Origin of the sequence: Streptococcus sp. oral taxon 071 str. 73H25AP (assembly GCF_000146755.1) — a bacterium.
GTDB lineage: Bacteria > Bacillota > Bacilli > Lactobacillales > Streptococcaceae > Streptococcus > Streptococcus oralis_T.
Genome location: NZ_GL397254.1, coordinates 121,961 through 145,336, shown reverse-complemented (window position 1 = coordinate 145,336; position 23,376 = coordinate 121,961). Strand labels below are relative to the sequence as shown.

The window sequence follows — 23,376 nt, the reverse complement described above, 5'->3', positions numbered from 1 at the left end:
GATTATTTTTCGGAGGAAAAAGAAATGTCCATTAATTGGCAGGAAATTTTATTTCACTTTTTAGGTGGTCTGGGGCTATTCTTATATAGTATCAAGACCATGGGGGACGGTTTGCAACAAGCTGCTGGAGATCGCCTTCGTTTTTACATTGACAAATATACCAGCAATCCCTTCTTTGGTGTGCTGGTTGGTATCGGTATGACGGCGCTGATTCAATCAAGTTCTGGTGTTACAGTCATTACAGTAGGACTAGTCAGTGCAGGACTATTGACCTTGCGTCAGGCTATCGGTATTGTCATGGGTGCCAATATTGGAACCACCGTTACATCCTTTATCATCGGTTTTAAGCTAGGAGATTACGCCTTACCTATGCTCTTTATCGGAGCGGTCTGTCTTTTCTTCACCAAGAATCGCTCCATCAATAACATCGGACGGATTATCTTTGGTGTAGGAGGTATCTTCTTCGCTCTCAATCTTATGAGCGGTGCAATGGAACCCCTAAAAGACCTGCAAGTCTTTAGAGACTACATGGTTGAACTAAGTAAGAGTCCTATTCTAGGTGTCTTTGTCGGAACTGGACTGACCCTACTCATTCAAGCTTCATCCGCAACTATCGGTATCTTACAGAACTTATACGCAAGTGGTTTGATTGACCTACAAGGTGCCCTACCGGTCTTGTTTGGTGATAATATCGGAACGACCATTACAGCCATCATTGCTTCTCTTGGAGCCAATATCGCTGCCAAACGTGTTGCCGGTGCCCACGTTGCCTTTAATGTGATTGGTACGGTTATCTGTATTGTCTTCCTTGTACCTTTCACTGGCTTGATTCAATGGTTTGAATCTGCACTCAATCTAGCTCCAGAAATGACCATTGCCTTTGCCCACGGAACCTTTAATATTACAAATACCATTATCCAGTTCCCATTCATCGGCGCCTTGGCTTACATTGTGACCAAGCTCATTCCTGGTGAAGATGAAGTTGTTAAATACGAGGCTCTCTACTTGGATGAACAACTCATCAAACAGGCGCCTTCTATCGCTCTAGGAAATGCCAAAAAAGAACTTCTTCACTTGGGGAACTATGCTGCAAAAGCTTTTGACCTTTCCTACGACTACATCGTCAATCTAGATGAAAAACTAGCTGAGAAAGGCCATAAGACTGAGGAAGCAATTAACACAATTGACGAAAAACTCACTCGTTACCTGATTAGCCTTTCAAGCGAATCCTTGAGTCAAAAGGAAAGTGAAATTTTAACCAATATTCTTGACTCATCACGTGATTTGGAACGGATTGGAGACCACGCAGAAGGGTTAATCAACCTAACAGACTATCTCCAACGCAAGAATGTTCAGTTCTCTGAGGCCGCTTTGGAAGAGCTAGCTGAGATTTATCACGCTACCACTGAGTTCATCAAAGATGCTCTTGATAGTGTGGAAAACAATGATATTGAAAAAGCTCAAAGGCTGATTGAACGTCATAAAGAAATCAACAATATGGAACGCGTTCTCAGAAAGACCCACATCAAACGCCTTAACAAGGGTGAGTGTTCTACACAAGCTGGAGTCAACTTCATCGACATTATTTCCCACTATACTCGTGTATCTGACCACGCTATGAATCTAGCTGAAAAGGTTATCGCTGAACAAATCTAATAAACAAGAAGCTATCCTGAATGGGATGGCTTTTTTCGTCTCCTCATTAAGAATTTCTTTTGGAGCATATAAAAAATACTTTGATTCACAATGGAATCAAAGCATCTTAAAGAGTTCTCCAAACATGATAGCAGAAACTGCAGTGCCTCTGTACTTGGCCTCTTCTCTTTTGATAAAGCGCGCCAAGTTGAGCAACTCAGGTGCTGGGTGTTTGGGATTGGTGAGCAATTCACGGGTGACCAGTCCTGAGAGTCGGACTGCTAGTAATTGCTCATTTGTAGTAGGTAGTTTTTTAGCAGTCTCTAGGAGAGCAGCAACTAAATCTTCACTCAAACCCTGACGAGCATGGTTGTAGAGATCTCTTATAAGGCTTTCTAGGTTTGGTTCTGCCATCCTGACCACCTCCCTTATGTTTAATAATTTTTAATCAAATCAACCGTTGAACGGTCCAATTTTTTCACCAAGGCTTGCAAGAAAGCTTGAGCTTCTAGGAAGTCATCCATCGCGTAGAGAGTTTGGTGAGAATGGATATAACGAGCACAGACACCGATAGTTGTAGATGGGACACCACCATTTTTCAGATGAGCTGCTCCAGCGTCTGTTCCGCCTTTTCCACAGTAGTATTGGTACTTGATGCCAGCTTCTTCAGCCGTTGTCAAAAGGAAATCCTTCATACCTGGGAGGAGCAAGTGACCTGGATCGTAGAAGCGAATCAAGGTTCCATCCCCAATCTTACCTTGGCCACCGTAGACATCACCAGCAGGTGAACAGTCAACTGCTAGGAAGACTTCTGGGTCAAACTTAGTTGTAGAAGTATGAGCGCCACGAAGACCAACCTCTTCTTGGACATTGGCACCAAGATAGAGTTCATTTCCGAGTTTTTGACCTGAAAGGGCTTCTGCTAGCTCACTTACCATGAGGACACCGTAGCGGTTGTCCCAGGCTTTTGAAATGATATTCTTTTCATTTGCTGTAAGAATTGCGCTACTATCAGGGACAATCGTGTCACCAGGACGGATGCCAAAACTTTCTGCCTCAGCCTTGTCTGCAAAACCACCATCAAAGACGATATCTGCGATAGCAAGCATGGTTGGTCCACCTGTTCCACGTGTCAAATGTGGAGGGACAGAACCTGAAATCACAGGAATTTCACGACCGTCACGAGTAAAGAGTTTGAAACGTTGGCTGCTGACCACCATTGGATTCCAGCCACCGATTTCAACGACACGGAAGGTACCATCTGGCTTAATCTCGCTGACCATAAAACCAACTTCGTCCATATGAGAAGCGACCAAAACACGGGGCGCATCGGCAGCTTCTGAATGCTTGATACCAAAAATACCACCCAAGCCATCTGTCACCACTTCATCCACATGCGGAGTCAACTTCTCACGAAGATAGGCACGGACAGGCGCTTCATGTCCTGAGATTGCAGCAAGCTCTGTTACTTCTTTGATTTTTGAAAATAATGTTGTCATATCAGTTCCTTCCTTCTGTCCTCCATTTTACCACTTTTTATAGGAGAAGGATAGTGGGAAGGTAGATTGGTTTTTACTCAGTTTTCCAATAAAAGAGAGGGCCAGATGTAATTTCAGGAATTTTTCTTTCTTTTTACATTAAATTGTCAGAAAATTTATTGACAGATTAAAGAAATCATGTTACATTTATATCCGCAGGTATCTTTCGGTACCAAATCTACACGAAAGGACGGGGTATGAAACTCTCTCATATTTTAACAGGCTTACTTCTACTCCTAGTCTTTCTCTCCATTACCATTGGAACCAGTGATTTTTCTTGGGAAAAATTCTTTGCTTTTGACCAACAGACTTGGCTTCTCTTTCAAGAGTCGCGTCTTCCAAGAACCATCAGTATTCTGCTTGCAGCCTCTAGTATGAGCATGGCAGGGCTCCTCATGCAGACCATTACCCAAAATCAGTTTGCTGCTCCGAGTACAGTCGGAACGACCGAAGCCGCCAAACTGGGAATGGTGTTGAGCCTCTTTGTCTTTCCATCTGCGAGTCTGACCCAAAAGATGCTCTTTGCTTTTGGCTCATCTATTTTATTTACCCTCTTCTTCCTGGCCTTTATAACTATTTTTTCTATAAAGGAAAGGTGGATGTTGCCCTTGATCGGGATCATCTATAGTGGGATTATCGGTTCTATCACAGAAGTTATCGCCTATCGTTTCAATCTGGTTCAGAGTATGACTGCTTGGACCCAGGGCTCCTTCTCCATGATTCAGACCCATCAGTATGAGTGGCTCTTCTTAGGCCTCATCATCCTGATAGCCGTTTGGAAATTGTCCCAAACTTTTACCATCATGAATCTAGGGAAAGAAACCAGTGAAAGTTTGGGGATTTCTTATTCCCTACTGGAAAAACTGGCCCTCTTTCTGGTGGCGCTAACGACAAGCGTCACCATGATTACCGTGGGTGCCTTGCCTTTTCTCGGGGTCATCGTTCCCAATCTGGTCCGCAAGCGCTATGGAGATAACCTGAGCCAAACCAAACTCATCGTCGCACTGGTCGGAGCCAATCTGGTTCTGGCCTGCGATATCCTCTCTCGAGTTCTCATTCGGCCCTATGAGCTGTCTGTCAGTCTCTTGCTAGGAATCATCGGTAGCCTCGTCTTTATTCTACTTCTCTGGAGAGGGGGACGAAAAGATGCAGTTTAAAAGCAAACATACCAAGCTCTTCTGCCTTCTCATTATTCTGGCCATCGGAGCTTGTCTCCTCTACTTTTGGCCTATTAGTCACCTATCTGTCTTTGCTTGGAAACTTCGTTCTCAAAAGATTGTCGTTTATCTCTTGGTAGCTATCGCGACAGGAATTTCGACCATTAGTTTTCAAACCCTGACGGAAAATCGCTTCCTAACGCCAAGTATTTTGGGAATCGAATCCTTCTATGTCTTGCTACAGACCCTGCTACTGGTTTTTGAAAGCAAATTTCTACAGCTTGAAAAGTCTCCTATCTTAGAATTTCTAGTCTTGCTTCTGCTTCAATCCCTCTTCTTTCTTGCCTTACAAGGCTACTTGAAGACACTGATGAAACAAGACCTGGTCTTCATCCTGCTAATCTGTCTAGCACTCGGAAGTCTCTTTCGAAATATCAGTACCTTCCTCCAAGTCCTGATGAATCCAAATGAATACGATAAACTACAGAACAGTCTCTTCGCCTCCTTTCAGCATCTCAACACTTCCATCCTAGCCATCGGTTCTCTGATCATCCTCGCTTTGACAATCTTTTTCTTTCGAAAAGCAGTTATTCTGGATGTCCTACACCTGCAAAGAGAAACGGCTCAGATACTGGGACTCGATGTTGAAAAAGAACAGAGAGAGCTCCTTTGGGGCATCGTGCTTTTGACCTCAACAGCCACTGCCTTGGTAGGGCCTATGGCTTTCTTCGGCTTTATGCTTGCTAACCTCACCTACCTAATCATCAAAGATTATCGGCACAAGTTGCTCTTTATCGTAGCCATTCTGATTGGATTTATTAGTTTGACCTTGGGGCAAGCCCTAATCGAACGAGTCTTTGCGCTGGAAATTCGCATCAGTATGATCATCGAGAGTGTGGGTGGCTTCTTATTCTTTATCTTACTTTATAGGAGGGCGCGTCGGTGAAACTGGAAAACATTGACAAATCCATTCAAAAACAGGATATTTTGCAAGACATTTCGCTTGAAGTCAGTCCTCAGAAACTGACAGCCTTTATTGGTCCAAATGGTGCTGGAAAATCAACTCTCCTCTCCATTATGAGCAGACTAACCAAGAAGGATCAGGGAATTCTCAGTATCAAAGGTCGTGAAATTGAAAGTTGGAATTCGCAAGAACTGGCTCGAGAGCTTACCATCCTAAAGCAGAAGATCAATTACCAAGCCAAATTGACTGTAGAAGAACTGGTCAGTTTTGGACGTTTTCCCTACAGCCGTGGTCGACTGAAGGCAGAAGACTGGGAAAAAATCCGAGAAACTCTGGACTATCTGGAACTGACAAACTTAAAAGACCGCTACATCGATAGTCTGTCTGGTGGACAGCTCCAACGTGTCTTTATCGCCATGGTACTAGCCCAAGATACAGACTTTATCTTGCTAGACGAACCGCTCAATAATCTCGATATCAAGCAAAGTGTCAGCATGATGCAGATTCTCAAGCGACTGGTGGAGGAACTAGGGAAGACCGTTATCATCGTCCTACACGATATCAATATGGCTAGTCAGTATGCGGATGAAATTGTTGCCTTCAAGGACGGCCAAGTCTTTTGCAAGGGAACGACTGCTCAAATCATGCAGGCTGACCTGCTCAGTCAACTCTATGAGATCCCCATCACGCTAGCTGATATCAATGGCAAAAAGATCTGTATCTATAGCTAGCTATTCTGAATTCATGTTAGAGAACCCTCTGCCTCTTAGCTAACAAGCCTATCTAAGAGCCCCTTACATCGTTATCACATTTTAAAAAGGAAAAATCATGAAAACATCCCTTAAACTTTATTTCACTGCCCTAGTGGCCAGCTTCTTGCTCTTACTTGGTGCATGTAGTACAAATACAAACTCAAGCACTAGCCAGACAGATACAAGTAGCTCTGCTCCAACAGAGATAACCATTAAAAGTTCACTAGACGAGGTCAAACTTTCAAAGGTTCCTGAAAAGATTGTAACCTTTGACCTCGGTGCTGCGGACACTATTCGCGCTTTAGGTTTTGAAAAGAATATCGTCGGAATGCCTACAAAAACTGTTCCGACTTACCTAAAAGATCTTGCGGGAAATGTCAACAATGTGGGTTCCATGGTTGAGCCAGACCTAGAAGCCATTGCTGCTCTTGAACCGGATTTGATCATTGCCTCTCCACGTACCCAAAAATTCGTAGACAAGTTCAAAGAAATCGCGCCAACCGTTCTCTTCCAAGCAAGCAAGGACGACTACTGGACTTCTACCAAGGCTAACATCGAATCCCTTGCAAGTGCCTTCGGTGAAACTGGTACACAGAAAGCCAAAGAAGAATTAGCCAACCTAGACAAAAGCATCCAAGAAGTCGCTACTAAAAACGAAAGTTCTGACAAAAAAGCCCTTGCTATCCTCCTCAATGAAGGAAAAATGGCTGCCTTTGGTGCCCAATCTCGTTTCTCTTTCTTGTATCAAACCTTGAAATTCAAACCAACTGATACTCAATTTGAAGACTCTCGCCACGGACAAGAAGTCAGCTTTGAAAGTGTCAAAGAAATCAATCCTGACATCCTTTTTGTCATCAACCGTACCCTTGCCATCGGTGGGGACAACTCAAGCAACGATGGCGTCCTAGAAAATGCCCTTATCGCTGAAACTCCTGCTGCTAAAAATGGTAAAATTATTCAACTAACACCAGACCTCTGGTATCTAAGCGGTGGCGGTCTTGAATCAACCAAACTCATGATTGAAGACGCTCAAAAAGCTTTGAAATAAGCAAGAAAACCCAACATCACCTGATGTTGGGTTTATTTTTCTTCTTGATTTCGTTTGAGGGAAAAGTGGCCTGGGACGGGATCTTTTCCTATTGGCGACCAAGGATGGCAACGTAAAATTCGAGCCAAGCCCATCAGAACACCCTTGAAGCCATATTTTTCAATAGCCTGAATCATGTAGTTGGAACAAGTCGGCTCAAAGCGACAAGAGGGTGGAAAGGCCGGTGAGATAAAACGTTGGTAAAAGCGTACTGGCGCTATTAAGATTCGTTTCATTATTTCTTGGTTACAGCCATAGTGTGTAGTTGGCTGATTTCTTTTTTATTAAGGCGACGGGATTCTCCCGGACGAAGACCTGTCAAGTCTAGGTGCCCAAAACGTGTCCGCGACAACTTATCCACTTGAAGACCGACGGCTTCAAACATCTTTTTAACCTGATGATTACGCCCTTCGTGGATGGTCAACTGTACCACAGAGCGATTTTTAACTGGATCCACTTTGAGAATTTCATAAACAGCTGGCTTGGTTTTCTTGCCATCAATCTCAAGACCACGGGTCAAGGGACGGAGATTATCCTTATTGGCCACACCTTTAACACGCGCGACATAGACCTTGTCAATCTCATTACGGGGGTGAATCATTTCATCCGTAAAATCACCATCATTGGTCAAAATCAAGACACCAGATGTATCCCAGTCCAAACGACCTACTGGGTAGATTCGCTCTTTGACATTGGGCAAGAGGTCGACAACAGTCTTGCGACCCTTGTCGTCTGTCACACTGGAAATCACACCGCGTGGTTTGTTAAGCAGATAATAAACCTTTTCTTCATTGTAGATCGGCTGACCTTCAACTTCGACCTTGTCACCAGCCTTGATGGTCGTTGCGAGTTCACGTACCACTTGGCCGTTGACCGTCACCAAGCCTTGCTTGATCAACTCTTCTGCTTTTCTCCTACTGGCCACACCTGCGTGGGCAATATACTTATTGATTCTCATCTTCTTCTATCCTTTCACCAAATAATTGGCTTTCTTGCGCTTGAATCTCAAGCTCATCAATCACTGGTAATTCTTCTAAATGGTTAATTCCCATGTAATCTAGGAAATAATCCGTAGTAACATAGAGGTTGGGGCGACCCAACACTTCTTTTTTCCCGTCTTCTCGTATCAAATCAAATGCCTGCAACTTTGCCAAAGCCCCACTCGAATTGACCCCACGGATAGCATCAATTTCTATCCGCGTGATGGGTTGCTTGTAGGCAATGATGGACAAGGTCTCAAGGGCTGCCCGAGACAGACTCTGGTTGATGGGAGCTTTGGAGTATTCCTTTAAAATCGCTGCAAATTGAGGCTTGGTCACCAATCTGTAAGCGCCCCCTGTCTCAATCAGGGACAAGCTCGACTCTTGGTCTTTTTCATACTTTTGGGCTAATTTTTCTAAACTCTGCTGGATGCCTGTCGGAGGAAGCGATAGGAGTTCAGCCAACTGACGGACCCGAATCCCATCTTCACCTGCTACAAACAAGAGCGCTTCTATTTCTGCTAAAGTACTCATCTTTCCTCTCTATCAAGTCTAGCTTTGTGCCTCTTGACTTTCTTCCTTCTTTTCCATGAGATAGATATCTCCGAAACTCTCCTCTTGCACGAGGATCAGTTCCTGGGTTTTGATTAACTCTAAGGTCGCCAAAAAGAGGGTAATGACCTCTTGGACATTCTGGGCTTCCTTGAACAAATCCTGCAAACGCAACTGGTCTCGTCCAGTCAAGGATTCTTTTACGATACCCATCATGTCCTCAATCTTATACTCATCCCGCAAAATGGTCGTGTGGTTCTGAGCGAATTCCTCTTTTTTCTTGGCTAGAATATTTGAAAAAGCCAAAAAGAGGTCAATAGTCGTCTTGTCATGCACAAGCTCCGCATCCTCGTAAATCAACTCTGTTGGCGCTTTGGAATAGTACTGGGCCCGATCTTGGTGCTTAGCCTCCAAGTGCTCACCCAAGAGCTTGAACTTGCGGTATTCTTCGATTTGGGAGAGAAGATCCTGCTCTAGGTCATCCTCCAAGTCTGTCACTTCTGCTACCTTTGGCAAGAGCTTGCGACTCTTGATCAGCATGAGTTGACTGGCCATGACCATGTACTCGCCCGTCACTTCCAGACGCATGGCCTGCAGGGTTGAGACATAGGCTAGATACTGTTCGATGACTTCCGTAATGGGCACATCGTAAATATCCATCTGGTACTTAGAAACCAAGTGCAAGAGCAAGTCCAGAGGCCCTTCAAAATCTTTTAATTTAATATCCATTATCTATATTTTTCTAAGGTCAGGACTGTTTTTAATCCTAATTTTTTTGCAATTTCGTACAAATCGACCTTGTTTTCTATTTGTCTTAGAATGAACTGTTCCCGCAAGGCTTGGGCTGATAAGGTTGGGAAACCTTTCTCCTTGACAAAGGACTCCAGCTGACGAAAGGCCCACTGACGAGAATAGGCTTTCCCTCCCCTTTCAAAAAGATAGGTCTGCCCCATCAAGAGTTCCAATTCTGAAAGCAAGGTCGTGGGAATAGTGACAATCCTCTGTTGGGAAGCCTTGTTGATTCTCAAAACCTGAAAATCAAGATTGATATCCGCAACCTTGAGAGCTAAAATCTCACTAGGTAAGAGCCCCATTTCTAGGATTAAGAGTGCCAGCAAGCGCCCTTCTGGATACTCACTTTCCTGCCAAAAAGACTCCAGGTCTAACAGTTCTGGCTTTTCGGTCTTCTTTTCAGCTTGTTTGGCTAATTCCAAGCGGTAAAAACTGTCCAGCTCTCCTCTTTGATAGAGAAAGTAGAGAAATTGATTACAGGCCGAAAGTTTTCGCTTCTGGGCACTCATTTTTAGATTGGCTAGTTGGGCTTGGTAAATCTTGAGACTGGTCTCAGAGATTCGCTCCCCTACCATATCTAAAAATTGCTCCAAATCATACTTATAGGACTGCTTTGAATTGGCAGACAAGCCCTGCTTTTTCTCTAAAAAGGCTGAAATGCTATCTCTCATTTGCATCGAATCTCATATTCCTTACTAAAGTCATGCAAGAGGGCATTAACTGCCTTGAGGATGGACTTACGCGTGATGATTCCTTGGAAAATTCCTTCATCATCTACGACTGGCAAGAAGGGTTCATCCACCAGTTTATGGAGGACCTCTGTGATGTTATAGTCTGGAGCGACGACTGCTACATCCGTCTTGGTCATATTGACGATATCTGTCGTTGCCATCTGTTCATCTGTCAAACCTTGCTCCATTTGATAAGCCAAAATATCTCTCAGACCAATGGTTCCGACAAAGCGTTTGTCAAAGGTCACAACAGGGATACGGGTGTAGGTAATTTGACTCAGCACCAAAATTGCATGATCAGCGTTATGGGTATCAATCAAAGCTGCTAGATTGTCAGCAGGGGTAAGAAAAGTTTCTTCCTGCTCCAGTAAAAATACTTCAAATTCCTTGGCAATCATCGAGCAAACTCCTTGGACAATCCTGGATAAATCTCATGATCACGTGTCAAAAAGTCTACTTTAAAATAGCTGTCATCAATCTCCACACGGGCATAGAGGCATTCTCTAATAGTGCCTCGTGGTTGGCTGATGGAACCTGGATTGAGAAATAGCGTCTTTCCTTCCATCCAAGCGCTTGGCACATGCAAATGACCATAGAGACAGATATCGGCATCTTCTTCCTGAGCCCAGTAGTCCAACTTTTGAAAGTTGAAATTGATATCAAACAAGTGTCCATGGGTCTGGATGATCTTGGTTGGACCAAGTTGAGTTACCAAACGCTCTGGATAGCCAGCATAAAAATCCATATTTCCTTTGACGACATGGATGCCTTCCCAGAGCGGAGAGTCTGGACGGAGTTCTGAGTCACCATCGTGAAAAATGGCATCAACTTTACCCAGATAGCGGTCACGAATTTCTTCGACAATCAAGCTATCGCCATGGGAGTCACTCATTACAATGATGGTTTGCTTTGCCATGATGGAAATACCTCCAAAAGTTTCTTAACGGCTAAGGCACGGTGGGATTGGCTATTTTTTTCTTCAAGGGTTAATTCTGCTGATGATTTACCTGTCTCTCCTACCAGGAAGAGAGGATCATAGCCAAAACCATTTTCACCCTTGGGTTCAAAGTTGATATAACCTGGCCAGTCAGCTTCAACAACCAAGCTTTCCTTGTTTGGACTGGCTACAACTAGGGTCGTATGGAACTGAGCCGAACGGTCCTTGAGATCAAAGACCATGGCCAATTCGTGTAAGAGTTTGGCATTGTTTTCACGGTCAGTCGCTCCCACTCCTGCAAAACGGGCTGACCAAACACCTGGCAAGCCACCGAGGACATCTACTTTGAGACCAGAATCATCTGCCAAAACCATCTTGCCTGTTAACTGTGAAATGGTTTCTGCCTTGAGGCGGGCATTTTCTTCAAAGGTCATACCTGTTTCAGCTACTTCAGGTAGGTCAGGGTAATCATTGAGATTTTCGACATCATAGCCTAACTTGTCAAAGATAGCTCGGAATTCCTTGGTCTTACCTTCGTTTCGAGTCGCAATCAACAAGGTTTCTCTAACCTTACTAGTTTCAAAGAAAGCTTCCACATCAACACCTTCTTTAGGCAGTTCGACATGCCAAAGCTGTCCATTTTCAATTAAAAGTAAGGCTCCCTGACGTTGGATGACTTCCAAATTACGTCCTGCTTCTGCATTTAAAATCTCAACGATAAAAGAGAGTAAACGGAAGTTAGAAGACCAGCGCATCACCGTTATCGTAATCGGAAAGCCATTTTCCTCGTCACGAAAAATCCGCGCCAAATCCATAAAATCAAGCTCGATAGGATCTTTGATAAGGCTATAGATGCCTCCATAGACATCCCAGACACCGACATACCAGTCCTGGTCATCCTTGTATTCATAAATTTTGTTTGTCATAAAGTTACATGCTCCACATGAATCTCTTTTTCCAGCCATTCTGCTCCTATTTGGGCAAAACTTTGGCTATTGGCTGTTGTGTAAAAACGATGTTGAAGAGGCCCCGCATCTCGGCTACGATTGATTTCAAAATAATTGAGTAAGACTGAGATATCCCGTACACACTCTGCCCCACTATCGATCAGCTGAACCTTTGGTCCCATGACATTCTGGATGATGGGGCGAAGGAGTGGGTAATGGGTACAACCCAGAATCAAGCTATCCACCTTGCCTACCAAGGGACGCAGGGTTTCATAAACTACTTTCTTGGTGACACTGGTCGACAGGGCACCAGACTCCACCAAGGGGGCAAACTTGGGACAGGCCAAACTTTCAACCTGTAAGTCCGGATCCAAATCATGGATTTTCTGACGGTAGATGTCTGATTGGACCGTCATGGGAGTTCCAATCACTCCGATTTTCCCACCTTGACTGGACTTGATGGCTGCCGAAGCTCCCGGCAAAATCACGCCTAGGACAGGAATATCTAGTTGAGCCTTGATTTCTTCCCAGACGACCGCAGTCGCAGTATTACATGCAATGACAATCATCTTGACATCTTTGGTCAAGAGAAAGTTGACCAACTGCCAAGTATATTCACGAATTTGCTCAGCAGGACGGGGACCATAGGGCGCCCGTGCTGAATCTCCAATATAGACGATTTCTTCATGGGGAAGCTGGCGCATGAGCTCACGAACAACGGTCAAGCCCCCGACACCCGAATCCAAAAAACCAATTGGTCGATTATCCATACAGTCTTCTTTCTAGTCTTCTTTTTCTGATTGATAGTTCATCATGATTCCTTGTCCTGAAGGAACTAACGACAGCTTGATAGAATGTCAACTGCCTCTCTCTTAATCATAATCAAATATCAATAGAATGCAAGGAAAAAGTCTTATCCTTGAGAACTATTGAACATAGTGAGAAGTCTGGAACTTTCATCCCAGACTTTTCCTATTTATTTCTTTTTATTGTTAGCAAGAGCTGCTTTTTGTTGACGGATAATTTGGTGGTAAACTTGTTGTACCTTGGCTTCGCTTGGTTTTTGACCATTTGCGCTCAAAAGAGCACGAACTGCCTCAGCATTCAAACGTGGGTTGTCAGCAAATTCTTTTTCAATTTGCTTACGCACCAAATACATACCTCCAAGAGCTCCTCCTAGAAAAGCTAGCACAATCAAGACAATTGCTAAAAGTAAATCCATTCTTTTTCTCCTGTTTCTTTTTGAGTCTTCTATATTATACCATAAAGTGACTTTCCTGACTAGTTTGTTTTACGCTTTCAAGAAGGGCAATAGGCGACAAAAAAGGAGCCCTACATTTCAATGAAAGAGAGCTCCTTGCTGCGTTTAATTTACATAAATAGCAAGTGTTTGATACGGTTTCAGAAGAATTTTTTCTGATAATTCTACATCTTTATAGTTTGAAATCAGAATCTGTCCATTTTGGTAGGCTGCTGGTAGCTCAATTTCTATTTCTGTGGCATAAAAGTTATTGAGGACCAGTAACTTTTCATCCTCATACTGACGTTCAAAAGCATAGACTTGCTTGCTGTCTTGAAAGGCTGGTTTGTAGCTTCCTTCTGAAATAATCGGCATTTCCTTACGAAGTCGAATCAAGTTTTGGTAGAAGGCAAAAATTGGGCCTTTGATTTCATTTTCTACGTTGATCTGAGGGTAGGTTTTTCCTGCCTTGAGCCAAGGAGTACCTCTTGTGAAACCTGCATTTTCCGAATCATCCCACTGCATGGGAATTCGTGAGTTATCACGCGACTTTGCCTGAATAATCTGGAAAGCTTCTTGCTCACTTTTTCCTTCTTTTAAGAGCATCTGATAAGCATTGATGGACTCGACATCCACATAGTCAGCCATGGAATCATAGTCTGGGTCAACCATTCCGATTTCCTCGCCCATGTAGATATAAGGTGTCCCACGTGACAGATGAATGCTGGCCGCCAGCATGGTCGCCCCTTCCTTGCGAAAATGTTGAATATCGACAAAACGGTTCAAGGCACGTGGTTGGTCGTGATTATTCCAGAAGAGGGCGCTCCAGCCGTTTTTGTCACTCATTTCCTTGCCCCAGCTATGGTAAAGACTTTTCAACTCTTCAAAATCAAAGGGAGCCAAGGTCCACTTTTGCCCGTCCTTGTAATCTACCTTGAGATGATGGAAATTAAAGGTCATGGATAATTCCTGACGGTCAGGCGACGAATAAAGGACACAATTTTCCATGGTTGTAGAGGACATTTCCCCAACTGTCATAAAGCTATCCTCTGTTCCAAAAGTGGCCTGGTTCATCATGCGCAAATAGTCATGGACGATGGGTTTATCCGTGTAAGCTGGCTTTCCTTCATTTTCAGGGCAATCCACTAAGACCTCATCCTTGCCAATCAAATTGATCACATCAAATCGGAAACCTTTGACACCCTTGTCGCGCCAGAAATTGACCACTTTGAACAACTCTTTGCGGACATTGGGATTTTGCCAGTTAAGGTCAGCCTGGGTTTCATCAAAGAGGTGGAGATAGTATTTCCCTGTCTCCCCGAAAGGCGCCCAGGCAGAACCACCAAATTTAGACTGCCAGTCTGTCGGTTGATCTTGGATGAAGAAAAAGTCTTGGTAGTACTGGTCGCCAGCTAGGGCTTTCTGAAACCATACGTGTTCTGTCGAACAATGATTGAGCACCATATCTAGCATAAAGTCAATCTTGTGCTCCTTACCGACACGCACCATTTCCTCAAAATCAGCCATATCACCAAAAAGAGGATCCACTGCCATATAATCTGAAATATCGTAACCATTATCCCGTTGAGGACTTGGATAGAATGGATTGAGCCAGACCATATCCACACCTAGTTTGGCTAGATAGGGGATTTTTTCGATAATCCCACGGAAATCCCCTATGCCATTTCCAGTGGTGTCTTTATATGATTTTGGATAGATTTGATAGACTACTTTTCGTTTATCAAGTACCATCTGTTTCTCCTTTTCCGATAAAAGGGAGGAACCTCTGTTCCTTCCCTGTTTGTGCTATTTTAATTAGATCCGTGTTGCAAGCATGAGCGGTTGACCAGCTTGAATTATCGTCGGATAAGTTCCAGTGATAGTCGCTGTATAAGCATCTTGGTTAGTGATGATAATAGGAGTTTCTGTTACGAGACCCGCAGCCTTGATAGCATCTATATCAAAGCTAATTAGTCTCTGACCAACTGTGACGTGGGCTCCTTGGGCTACATGACTTTCAAATCCTTTGCCATCAAGACCTACTGTATCCATACCGATGTGGATGAGTAATTCCACTCCCTCATCAGAGACAATACCGATGGCATGCTTGGTAGGGAAAAGAACCGTCACTGTCCCATTGACAGGAGAAGTTAACTCACCTTGGCTTGGCTCAATGACTAGACCTTGTCCCATGACACCTGATGCAAAAACAGGGTCCGTCGCTTGACTCAATTCTTTCACTCGACCAGCAAGTGGGCTGACAATTTCTACTGGAGCATGGGTTACTGGCTCGTGAGTCACAAATTCTGCTTCTTCTTGGGCAACGAATTCTGCTTGCAAGGCTGTATCGTCCTCTGTTTTTGTAAAGAAGCCTGCCTTACGGAAGAAGAAAGTCAAGAGCATTGGAACAACAATCGCGACTAGCATAGTTCCTGCAAATGGAAGCATGTATTGTGGTTGAATAGAGAGGATACCTGGCAGACCGCCAATACCAATAGAAGCCGCCGTTACATTGAAAGTAACGGACAACATGCCTGCAAGGGCCGAACCAATCATCCCAGCTACAAATGGATAAATGTATTTGACATTGACCCCAAAGAGGGCTGGTTCTGTAACACCGAGATAGGCTGAAATGGTTGCAGGAAGTGAAATCTGAGCCTCACGCTCATCATGACGATGCATGAAATAATAGGCAAATACGGCAGAACCTTGAGCAATATTAGAAAGAGCAATCATTGGCCAGAGGGCAGTTCCGCCAGCATCCGCAATCAATTGTGTATCGATGGCATTGGTCATATGGTGCAAACCGGTGATGACAAATGGAGCGTAGAGAGCACCAAAAATTGCACCGAAGAGCCATTTAACTGGACCAGTCAAACCTGCCAAGACAACTGCGGAGAGTCCTTGCCCAATTGTCCAACCGATTGGTCCCAAGACAGTGTGAGCCAAAATCAAAGCTGGAATCAATGACAAGAAAGGTACAAAAATCATGGAAATGACTTCTGGGATATGCTTGCGCCAGAAAATTTCAAGATAAGACAGACTCAAACCTGCAAGCAAGGCTGGGATAACTTGAGCCTGATAACCAATACGATTAACAGTAAAGTAGCCAAAATTCCAAACCCAGTTGGCAGCAATTTCTTCTGTTGGAGTACCAGCTACCAGATAGGCATTGAGCAACTGAGGTGAAACCAAACAGATTCCGAGAACAATCCCCAAGATTTGGCTGGTTCCCATCTTACGAGAGACAGACCAGGTAATCCCTACTGGCAAGAACTGGAAGATCGCTTCACCAGGCAACCAGAGGAAGTGATTGACACCTGCCCAAAACTGAGAGGATTCTGTGATAGTCTTGCCATCCAACATTGACCAATGCACACCTTCCAAGACATTACGGAAACCGAGGATCAATCCTCCGACTATCAAGGCTGGAATAATCGGTGTAAAGATTTCCGCCAGAGTGGTCATAACACGTTGAAGTACATTTTGATTACTCTTAGCTGCGGACTTGGCTGCTTCTTTGGAAACACCTTCAATACCTGAAACAGCTGTAAAATCATTATAAAAAATCGGTACATCATTCCCGATAATCACCTGAAATTGACCTGCATTTGTAAAGGTCCCTTTGACGGCTGGAATCGACTCGATAGCCTTGACGTTGGCCTTCTTTTCGTCACCGAGAACAAAGCGCATCCGTGTCGCACAGTGGGTGACAGCAGTGACATTCTCCTTACCTCCGATCGCCTGAAGCAGATCTTTGGCTTCTTGTTCAAATTTTCCCATTTGATTCTCCTTATACTCGTCAAAGCAAGTTTTATTTGATAGTTCTATTGTAAACGATACCAAACTTGTAGGCAACTTGTTTGTTGTAAAAAGAGGATATTTTTGTAAATTTTCTAGCACTTGTATGGTAAAATAGATACAAGTTTGTATAGAATAAAACTCAAAACCTATTTAAGGAAGCAAGATGAAGAAATACCAACAATTATTTAAGCAAATCCAAAAAACTATTCAAAACGAGACTTACGCTGTCGGAGATTTCCTCCCTAGCGAGCACGATCTCATGAATCAGTATCAGGTGAGCCGTGACACCGTTCGAAAAGCTCTGTCCCTCCTCCAAGAGGAAGGATTGATTAAGAAGATAAGGGGGCAAGGTTCTCAAGTCGTCAAAGAAGAAATCGTCAATTTCCCCGTCTCTAACCTAACCAGCTACCAAGAACTGGTTCAAGAACTTGGACTGCGTTCTAAAACCAATGTGGTCAGTCTGGATAAAATCATTATCGATAAAAAATCCTCACTGATAACCGGCTTTCCAGAGTTTCGGATGGTTTGGAAGGTGGTCCGCCAACGTGTAGTGGATGACCTGGTATCGGTTCTGGATACGGACTATCTGGATATGGAACTGATCCCAAATCTCACTCGCCAAATCGCTGAGCAGTCTATCTACTCGTATATAGAGGACGTCCTCAAACTCCATATTGATTATGCTCAAAAGGAAATAACCATTGACCACACGGGTGACCGAGACAAGATTCTCATGGACATTGGGAAAGACCCTTATGTCGTTTCGATTAAGTCAAAAGTCTATCTCCAAGACGGTCGCCAATTCCAGTTCACTGAAAGTCGGCATAAGCTAGAAAAATTTCACTTTGTTGACTTTGCCAAAAGACATCCGAAATAAACACTTACAGTTGGGGATACTCTCAACTGTTTTTTTAGTAGTAAATGATCTAGTTGAGAGTTGGAAAAGAGGAGCTGCTTGCTACTTATTCTACTATTTTAAGAAAAAACAACAGCAAATATGTATCTTGTTAAAAAACTCTTGACAAATGCTAAACGACCAGTAGAATGGGATTTAAATAGAAACAAAAATATAGGGATTTGTTTTACAAAATGTAAACGGTTCCAAACTCTAAAGGAGATTTCTATGGATAAAAGATTTTGGGAGAAATCCTGTCGCTATAGCATTCGCAAACTGACGGTTGGGACTGCTTCTGTTTTGCTGGGAGCTGTTTTTCTAGTCAACCACACTGTAGCCGCAGACAGTGTTGAGGTCAAGCAAACTGAACCAACCTCTGTCGAAGCTATCACTAAGCCTGATAGTGGACCCAAAGCAGCTGAAGCTACTGAAACTACAAATCCGTCTCTAGCAGAAAGTCCAGTAGTTTCCGAAAGCAAGCTAGCCGAAGAGACTCAGACAACAAATCGTCAAGCTAGTGAAGAAGCCATTGTAGAAGCTAAAGAAAATAAGGAACCTGAAAAAGCAGAGCAGCCTGTGACAAAGCAAGAAAACTATCAACTCAACTACGATCAGCCAACAGCTCCCTCCTATGATGGATGGGAAAAACAAGCCCTTCCTGTCGGAAATGGAGAGATGGGAGCCAAGGTTTTCGGTCTCATTGGGGAAGAGAGAATCCAGTACAACGAAAAGACCCTCTGGTCAGGAGGTCCCCAACCCGACAGTACCGACTATAATGGAGGGAACTACAAGGATCGCTACAAGGTCTTAGCAGAGATTCGTAAAGCCCTCGAAGCTGGTGACCGCCAAAAAGCAAAACAGCTAGCTGAACAAAATCTAGTCGGACCAAACAACGCCCAGTATGGACGTTACCTAGCCTTTGGAGATATCTTCATGGTCTTTAATAACCAGAAGAAAGGACTAGATACTGTAACTGATTATCACCGTAATCTGGATATCACAGAGGCTACTACGACCACTTCTTACACCCAAGATGGGACGACCTTCAAACGCGAAACCTTCTCCAGCTATCCTGATGATGTCACCGTGACCCACTTGACCAAAAAAGGAAACAAGACGCTTGACTTTACCCTTTGGAACAGCTTGACAGAAGACTTGCTTGCTAATGGCAACTACTCTTGGGAATATTCCCACTATAAGAATGGTCATGTCACTACAGATGCAAACGGAATCCTTCTAAAGGGAACTGTCAAAGATAACGGCCTCAAATTTGCATCCTATCTAGGAATTAAAACAGATGGAAAGGTGGCTGTTCAGGACGAAACACTGACCGTTACAGGCGCAAGTTATGCGACCCTCTATCTCAGTGCCAAGACTAACTTTGCTCAAAATCCTAAAACCAACTATCGAAAAGACATTGACCTCGAAAATACGGTTAAAGGGATTGTAGAAGCAGCTAAGGCCAAGGACTACGAAACACTTAAGCAAGACCATATCAAGGATTATCAAAGTCTCTTTAATCGCGTCAAACTAAATCTAGGTGGAAGCAAGACTGCTCAAACGACAAAAGAAGCCCTTCAAAGCTATAACCCAGAAAAAGGGCAAAAATTGGAAGAACTCTTCTTCCAATATGGCCGATATCTACTCATCAGTTCGTCTCGTGATCGGACAGATGCCCTTCCTGCCAACCTACAAGGAGTCTGGAATGCCGTAGACAATCCACCTTGGAACGCTGACTACCACCTCAATGTCAATTTGCAAATGAACTATTGGCCAGCCTACATGAGCAATCTGTCTGAAACAGCCAAGCCAATGATCAATTACATTGACGATATGCGTTACTATGGCCGTATCGCTGCCAAAGAATACGCTGGTATCGAATCCAAAGACGGACAAGAAAATGGTTGGCTGGTCCACACTCAGGCGACACCATTTGGCTGGACTACTCCAGGCTGGAATTACTACTGGGGTTGGTCTCCGGCCGCTAACGCCTGGATGATGCAGAATGTCTATGACTACTATAAGTTCACCAAGGATGAGACCTATCTCAAAGAAAAGATTTATCCAATGCTCAAGGAAACCGCTAAGTTCTGGAACTCCTTCTTGCACTATGACAAGGTCAGTGACCGTTGGGTGTCTTCTCCATCCTACTCACCAGAACATGGTACCATCACCATCGGAAACACCTTTGACCAGTCGCTAGTCTGGCAGCTATTCCACGACTACATGGAAGTTGCCAACCATCTGAATGTCGACCAAGACTTAGTTACAGAGGTCAAGGCAAAATTTGACAAACTAAAACCCCTTCACATCAACAATGAGGGACGCATCAAGGAATGGTACGAAGAGGACAGCCCGCAATTCACCAATGAAGGGATTGAAAACAACCACCGCCACGTTTCCCATCTAGTTGGGCTCTTCCCTGGTACGCTCTTTAGCAAGGACCAGGCTGAATACCTAGAGGCTGCGCGTGCTACTTTAAACCACCGTGGAGATGGTGGTACTGGTTGGTCTAAGGCAAATAAAATCAACCTCTGGGCTCGTCTACTGGACGGTAACCGTGCTCATCGCTTGCTCGCTGAACAGCTCAAGTATTCAACCCTAGAAAATCTTTGGGATACCCACGCGCCTTTCCAAATCGACGGCAACTTTGGAGCAACCAGTGGGATGGCAGAAATGCTCCTTCAATCTCATACTGGCTATATTGCACCATTACCAGCTCTTCCAGATGCCTGGAAAGACGGTCAAGTTTCTGGCTTGGTTGCTCGAGGAAACTTTGAAGTTAACATGAAGTGGAAAGATAAAAACCTGCAAAGCTTGTCCTTCCTGTCAAATGTCGGCGGAGACCTGGTTGTAGACTATCCAAACATCGAAGCTAGTCAGATCAAGGTCAATGGCAAACCAGTCAAGGCAACCGTCCTCAAAGATAATCGTATCCAGCTTGCAACACAAAAAGGTGACGTCATTACCTTTGAACATTTCCCTGGTCGCATAACCAGTCTGACAGCAGTTCGACAAAATGGAGTCACTGCCGAACTCACCTTCAATCAGGTAGAAGGCGCTACCCACTATGTCATCCAAAGACAAGTAAAAGACGAATCTGGACAAACCTCTGCAACTAGAGAATTTGTAACCAATCAAACCCACTTTATTGACCGATCACTGGATCCTCAACATGCCTACACTTATACCGTCAAGGCTATGCTGGGCGAACTTTCCACACAAGTTTCTGAACAGGCCACTGTTGAAACATACAGCGAGTTGATGGACGACCGAGATAGCCGTATCCAGTACGGAGCTGCCTTTGGAAACTGGGCAGATTCAGAATTATTTGGAGGAACAGAGAAATTTGCTGACCTTTCAAAAGGAGACTACACAGACGAAGACATCACTGCAACCATTCCTTTCACTGGCGTTGGTATCGAAATCTATGGACTAAAATCGTCTGAACTAGGTCTTGCTACTGCTAAAATTGATGGCAAAGAGGTCGGCGAACTTGACTTCCATACTGCTGGGGCAACTGAAAAAGGTAGCCTCATCGGCCGCTTCACAGGATTGTCAGAAGGACCTCATACATTGACTCTTTCTGTTAAACGCGAGAACAAGGGACGTGGAAATGAACGCTCGAAAATTTCCTTAGACTACTTCAAGGTCCTATCTGGAAAAGGAAGCACAATTGAAAAAATGGATGACCGTGATTCGCGCATCCAGTATGGTTCCCAGTTTAAGGACTGGTCTGACCCTGAACTCTACGGAGGTACGGAAAAATACGCTGACATCAACAGCAGCGACTCTAGTGCAGCTTCAGAAGCTCAGGCAACTATTTCCTTTACTGGTACAGGTATTCGTATCTATGGCTTGAAAACTACCGAGCTAGGTAAAGCACTTGTGACACTGGATGGAAAAGAAATGCCTGCTTTGGATTTCTATACGTCAGGCGCAACTGAAAAGAGAGCCTTTATTGGCGAATTTACAAATCTCACTGACGGTCCGCACACCCTGACATTACGTGTTGACCCAGATTCACCAGAAGGTCGCAAGAAAATTTCTCTGGACTCTTTTGACATCATCAAAGCCCCAGCTGTTGGTATAGATAGTCCAAGTATCGCGCCTCTTAAGGAAAATGACAAAACCATTTCCTTAAGCCTACCATCTGGAGACTGGGAAGCCATCGCTGTAACCTTCCCAGGTGTCAAAGATCCTCTGGTATTGCGCAAAGTGGACGAAACGCATCTGGTTACAAGTAGAGATCAGACTATCCTACCAGTCCAAGACAATCAAGTTCAAATCCCAATCCCTGAGGCTACTGATCGACAAACTGGAAATGCCATTGAAGCTTATACCATTCAAGGAAATACCACAAGCAGCCCTATCGTAGCCGTCTTTACTAAAAAGGATGAAAAGAAAGTTGATGAGAAGCAACCAACTACAAGCAAGGGAGAGGAACCAGCTCCTACTGTTGAAAAACCTGAGTACACTGATCCTATCGGGACTGCAGGGCAAGAAGTACCGCCCACTGTAGAAAAGCCTGAATACACCGAACCCATCGGAACGGCGGGGCAAGAGGAAGCGCCTACTGTTGAAATTCCTGAATACACTGGGCCTGTCGGGACTGCAGGGCAAGAAGTACCGCCCACTGTAGAAAAACCTGAATACACTGAGCCTATCGGGACTGCAGGGCAAGAGGAGGCCCCTACCGTAGAAAAACCTGAATACACTAAACCTATCGGGACTAGCGGGGATCAGACCGCTCCAACCCTTAGACTTCCTGACTATCCAGTTCAAGTCTTGAAAGATAAGGAAACTGGAGTAGAAATCATCGGTGGAGCCAACGACTTAGAAGGAATTTCTCACGTTTCTAGCCGACGTGTCCTAGCTCAAGAACTCTTTGGCAAGACCTATGATGCTTATGACCTACAACTTAAAAATCCAACCGATCATAGCTTGCAGCCAAAAGGCTCTGTCTTGGTTCGCTTGCCTATTTCAGCTAACGTAGAAAACATCTACTACATCACTCCGACCAAGGAGTTGCAAGCCCTTGATTTCACCGTTCGAGACGGAAAAGTAGAATTCATCACTAATCATTTCAGTACCTATGCTGTCGTCTATCAAGCAACTGGAACAAGCTCTAACACAGAGGAAAAACCAAGTGCTTCAGATATAGAAACCTTAGCACACGGCGTTGAAGACCTTTCAGCCAGTCCTAGCCTTGCGAAAGCTGGAAATCATTCTCCTAAAGAACAACTTCCAGCAACAGGGGAAGCATCTAACCCACTCCTCTTCTTGGCAGGCCTCAGCCTAGCCCTTACAGCCACTTTTATGTTAAATGGAAGAAAGGATGAATCCAACTAACTTTTAACATCAC

General features: G+C 44.2%; 21 protein-coding genes. 7 read left to right on the top strand and 14 right to left on the bottom strand.

The features are described 5' to 3' along the window. The first annotated feature begins 24 nt into the window (after positions 1-24). Positions 25-1,656: a Na/Pi cotransporter family protein gene (locus HMPREF9189_RS02985; protein ID WP_000026623.1), complete on the top strand. Its 1,632-nt coding sequence runs from the start codon at positions 25-27 to the stop codon at positions 1,654-1,656. Between the two features lie 96 nt (positions 1,657-1,752). On the opposite strand, the gene HMPREF9189_RS02980 is transcribed toward HMPREF9189_RS02985, so the two are convergent. Both HMPREF9189_RS02980 and pepA read right to left on the bottom strand, forming a co-directional pair. Beyond that, on the bottom strand, positions 1,753-2,049 hold the full coding sequence (locus tag HMPREF9189_RS02980; protein ID WP_000840149.1) for a bacteriocin immunity protein: 297 nt from the start codon (positions 2,047-2,049) through the stop codon (positions 1,753-1,755). Positions 2,050-2,069: 20 nt separating this feature from the next. Beyond that, on the bottom strand, positions 2,070-3,134 hold the full coding sequence (gene pepA / locus HMPREF9189_RS02975) for a glutamyl aminopeptidase (protein ID WP_000209164.1): 1,065 nt from the start codon (positions 3,132-3,134) through the stop codon (positions 2,070-2,072). Positions 3,135-3,370: 236 nt separating this feature from the next. Here pepA and HMPREF9189_RS02970 point away from each other — a divergent pair, with 236 nt between their 5' ends. The 4 genes from HMPREF9189_RS02970 (at position 3,371) to HMPREF9189_RS02955 (ending at position 7,094) form a co-directional block, all read left to right on the top strand. Next, a complete protein-coding gene (locus tag HMPREF9189_RS02970) occupies positions 3,371-4,330 on the top strand; it encodes an ABC transporter permease (RefSeq protein ID WP_000777215.1) in 960 nt (319 codons plus the stop codon). Then, complete coding sequence (locus HMPREF9189_RS02965; protein WP_001159835.1) at positions 4,320-5,276, top strand: iron chelate uptake ABC transporter family permease subunit; 957 nt, start codon at positions 4,320-4,322, stop codon at positions 5,274-5,276. Before HMPREF9189_RS02970 ends, HMPREF9189_RS02965 begins: the two co-directional genes overlap by 11 nt. Continuing rightward, positions 5,273-6,025, top strand: a complete 753-nt coding sequence (locus HMPREF9189_RS02960) for an ABC transporter ATP-binding protein (protein ID WP_000764287.1) — start codon at positions 5,273-5,275, stop codon at positions 6,023-6,025. The genes HMPREF9189_RS02965 and HMPREF9189_RS02960 overlap by 4 nt, the downstream gene beginning before the upstream one ends. A 97-nt stretch (positions 6,026-6,122) precedes the next feature. Then, the gene (locus HMPREF9189_RS02955; protein ID WP_000858271.1) at positions 6,123-7,094 is read left to right on the top strand and encodes a siderophore ABC transporter substrate-binding protein; all 972 of its coding nucleotides are present in this window, start codon (positions 6,123-6,125) and stop codon (positions 7,092-7,094) included. A 32-nt stretch (positions 7,095-7,126) separates the two neighbouring features. Here the strand turns inward: HMPREF9189_RS02955 and yidD are convergent, their stop codons facing one another. From yidD to treP, 12 genes are all read right to left on the bottom strand, one after another. Further along, positions 7,127-7,369, bottom strand: coding sequence for a membrane protein insertion efficiency factor YidD (yidD, locus tag HMPREF9189_RS0101955; RefSeq protein WP_000821635.1), 243 nt, complete (start codon positions 7,367-7,369; stop codon positions 7,127-7,129). Next, entirely contained in the window at positions 7,369-8,091 is a 723-nt protein-coding gene (locus tag HMPREF9189_RS02950; RefSeq protein ID WP_001222211.1) for a pseudouridine synthase, read from the bottom strand. The genes yidD and HMPREF9189_RS02950 overlap by 1 nt, the downstream gene beginning before the upstream one ends. Next, positions 8,078-8,647 carry an SMC-Scp complex subunit ScpB gene (gene scpB / locus HMPREF9189_RS02945; protein ID WP_000105288.1) on the bottom strand — a complete coding sequence of 190 codons (570 nt, stop codon included), beginning with the start codon at positions 8,645-8,647 and terminating at the stop codon, positions 8,078-8,080. Before scpB ends, HMPREF9189_RS02950 begins: the two co-directional genes overlap by 14 nt. 18 nt (positions 8,648-8,665) lie before the next feature. Beyond that, complete coding sequence (locus HMPREF9189_RS02940; RefSeq protein WP_000351883.1) at positions 8,666-9,394, bottom strand: segregation/condensation protein A; 729 nt, start codon at positions 9,392-9,394, stop codon at positions 8,666-8,668. After that, positions 9,394-10,128: a site-specific tyrosine recombinase XerD gene (xerD, locus tag HMPREF9189_RS02935; RefSeq protein ID WP_303660075.1), complete on the bottom strand. Its 735-nt coding sequence runs from the start codon at positions 10,126-10,128 to the stop codon at positions 9,394-9,396. Before xerD ends, HMPREF9189_RS02940 begins: the two co-directional genes overlap by 1 nt. Continuing rightward, positions 10,125-10,586, bottom strand: a complete 462-nt coding sequence (gene cbpB, locus HMPREF9189_RS02930) for a cyclic-di-AMP-binding protein CbpB (protein ID WP_000560730.1) — start codon at positions 10,584-10,586, stop codon at positions 10,125-10,127. Before cbpB ends, xerD begins: the two co-directional genes overlap by 4 nt. After that, positions 10,583-11,104, bottom strand: a complete 522-nt coding sequence (locus HMPREF9189_RS02925) for a metallophosphoesterase (RefSeq protein ID WP_001118942.1) — start codon at positions 11,102-11,104, stop codon at positions 10,583-10,585. Before HMPREF9189_RS02925 ends, cbpB begins: the two co-directional genes overlap by 4 nt. After that, on the bottom strand, positions 11,080-12,051 hold the full coding sequence (locus tag HMPREF9189_RS02920; protein WP_000182426.1) for a nucleoside-triphosphate diphosphatase: 972 nt from the start codon (positions 12,049-12,051) through the stop codon (positions 11,080-11,082). Before HMPREF9189_RS02920 ends, HMPREF9189_RS02925 begins: the two co-directional genes overlap by 25 nt. Beyond that, a complete protein-coding gene (gene racE, locus HMPREF9189_RS02915) occupies positions 12,048-12,842 on the bottom strand; it encodes a glutamate racemase (protein ID WP_000370379.1) in 795 nt (264 codons plus the stop codon). The genes HMPREF9189_RS02920 and racE overlap by 4 nt, the downstream gene beginning before the upstream one ends. 206 nt (positions 12,843-13,048) lie before the next feature. Beyond that, positions 13,049-13,294, bottom strand: a complete 246-nt coding sequence (locus HMPREF9189_RS02910) for a YneF family protein (protein ID WP_000364986.1) — start codon at positions 13,292-13,294, stop codon at positions 13,049-13,051. A 144-nt stretch (positions 13,295-13,438) separates the two neighbouring features. Continuing rightward, positions 13,439-15,064, bottom strand: coding sequence for an alpha,alpha-phosphotrehalase (gene treC, locus HMPREF9189_RS02905; RefSeq protein WP_000242139.1), 1,626 nt, complete (start codon positions 15,062-15,064; stop codon positions 13,439-13,441). Between the two features lie 63 nt (positions 15,065-15,127). Beyond that, a complete protein-coding gene (gene treP / locus HMPREF9189_RS02900; protein WP_000514343.1) occupies positions 15,128-17,095 on the bottom strand; it encodes a PTS system trehalose-specific EIIBC component in 1,968 nt (655 codons plus the stop codon). A 184-nt stretch (positions 17,096-17,279) separates the two neighbouring features. Between treP and treR the strand changes: the two genes are divergently transcribed. Then, positions 17,280-17,993 (top strand): trehalose operon repressor, encoded by a 714-nt coding sequence (gene treR / locus HMPREF9189_RS02895; protein ID WP_000760676.1) that lies wholly within the window; start codon positions 17,280-17,282, stop codon positions 17,991-17,993. A gap of 246 nt (positions 17,994-18,239) precedes the next feature. Beyond that, complete coding sequence (locus HMPREF9189_RS11930) at positions 18,240-23,363, top strand: SIALI-17 repeat-containing surface protein (protein WP_000361158.1); 5,124 nt, start codon at positions 18,240-18,242, stop codon at positions 23,361-23,363. Positions 23,364-23,376: the final 13 nt, after the last annotated feature.

Coding starts and splice junctions, on each gene's coding strand:
- racE (WP_000370379.1), bottom strand. CDS start 12,842: ATGGATAATCGACCAATTGGTTTTTTGGATTCGGGTGTCGGGGGCTTG.
- HMPREF9189_RS02910 (WP_000364986.1), bottom strand. CDS start 13,294: ATGGATTTACTTTTAGCAATTGTCTTGATTGTGCTAGCTTTTCTAGGA.
- HMPREF9189_RS02920 (WP_000182426.1), bottom strand. CDS start 12,051: ATGACAAACAAAATTTATGAATACAAGGATGACCAGGACTGGTATGTC.
- yidD (WP_000821635.1), bottom strand. CDS start 7,369: ATGAAACGAATCTTAATAGCGCCAGTACGCTTTTACCAACGTTTTATC.
- HMPREF9189_RS02940 (WP_000351883.1), bottom strand. CDS start 9,394: ATGGATATTAAATTAAAAGATTTTGAAGGGCCTCTGGACTTGCTCTTG.
- cbpB (WP_000560730.1), bottom strand. CDS start 10,586: ATGATTGCCAAGGAATTTGAAGTATTTTTACTGGAGCAGGAAGAAACT.
- HMPREF9189_RS02955 (WP_000858271.1), top strand. CDS start 6,123: ATGAAAACATCCCTTAAACTTTATTTCACTGCCCTAGTGGCCAGCTTC.
- treP (WP_000514343.1), bottom strand. CDS start 17,095: ATGGGAAAATTTGAACAAGAAGCCAAAGATCTGCTTCAGGCGATCGGA.
- HMPREF9189_RS02985 (WP_000026623.1), top strand. CDS start 25: ATGTCCATTAATTGGCAGGAAATTTTATTTCACTTTTTAGGTGGTCTG.
- treC (WP_000242139.1), bottom strand. CDS start 15,064: ATGGTACTTGATAAACGAAAAGTAGTCTATCAAATCTATCCAAAATCA.
- treR (WP_000760676.1), top strand. CDS start 17,280: ATGAAGAAATACCAACAATTATTTAAGCAAATCCAAAAAACTATTCAA.
- HMPREF9189_RS11930 (WP_000361158.1), top strand. CDS start 18,240: ATGGATAAAAGATTTTGGGAGAAATCCTGTCGCTATAGCATTCGCAAA.
- HMPREF9189_RS02980 (WP_000840149.1), bottom strand. CDS start 2,049: ATGGCAGAACCAAACCTAGAAAGCCTTATAAGAGATCTCTACAACCAT.
- HMPREF9189_RS02925 (WP_001118942.1), bottom strand. CDS start 11,104: ATGGCAAAGCAAACCATCATTGTAATGAGTGACTCCCATGGCGATAGC.
- HMPREF9189_RS02970 (WP_000777215.1), top strand. CDS start 3,371: ATGAAACTCTCTCATATTTTAACAGGCTTACTTCTACTCCTAGTCTTT.
- scpB (WP_000105288.1), bottom strand. CDS start 8,647: ATGAGTACTTTAGCAGAAATAGAAGCGCTCTTGTTTGTAGCAGGTGAA.
- HMPREF9189_RS02965 (WP_001159835.1), top strand. CDS start 4,320: ATGCAGTTTAAAAGCAAACATACCAAGCTCTTCTGCCTTCTCATTATT.
- HMPREF9189_RS02950 (WP_001222211.1), bottom strand. CDS start 8,091: ATGAGAATCAATAAGTATATTGCCCACGCAGGTGTGGCCAGTAGGAGA.
- xerD (WP_303660075.1), bottom strand. CDS start 10,128: ATGAGAGATAGCATTTCAGCCTTTTTAGAGAAAAAGCAGGGCTTGTCT.
- pepA (WP_000209164.1), bottom strand. CDS start 3,134: ATGACAACATTATTTTCAAAAATCAAAGAAGTAACAGAGCTTGCTGCA.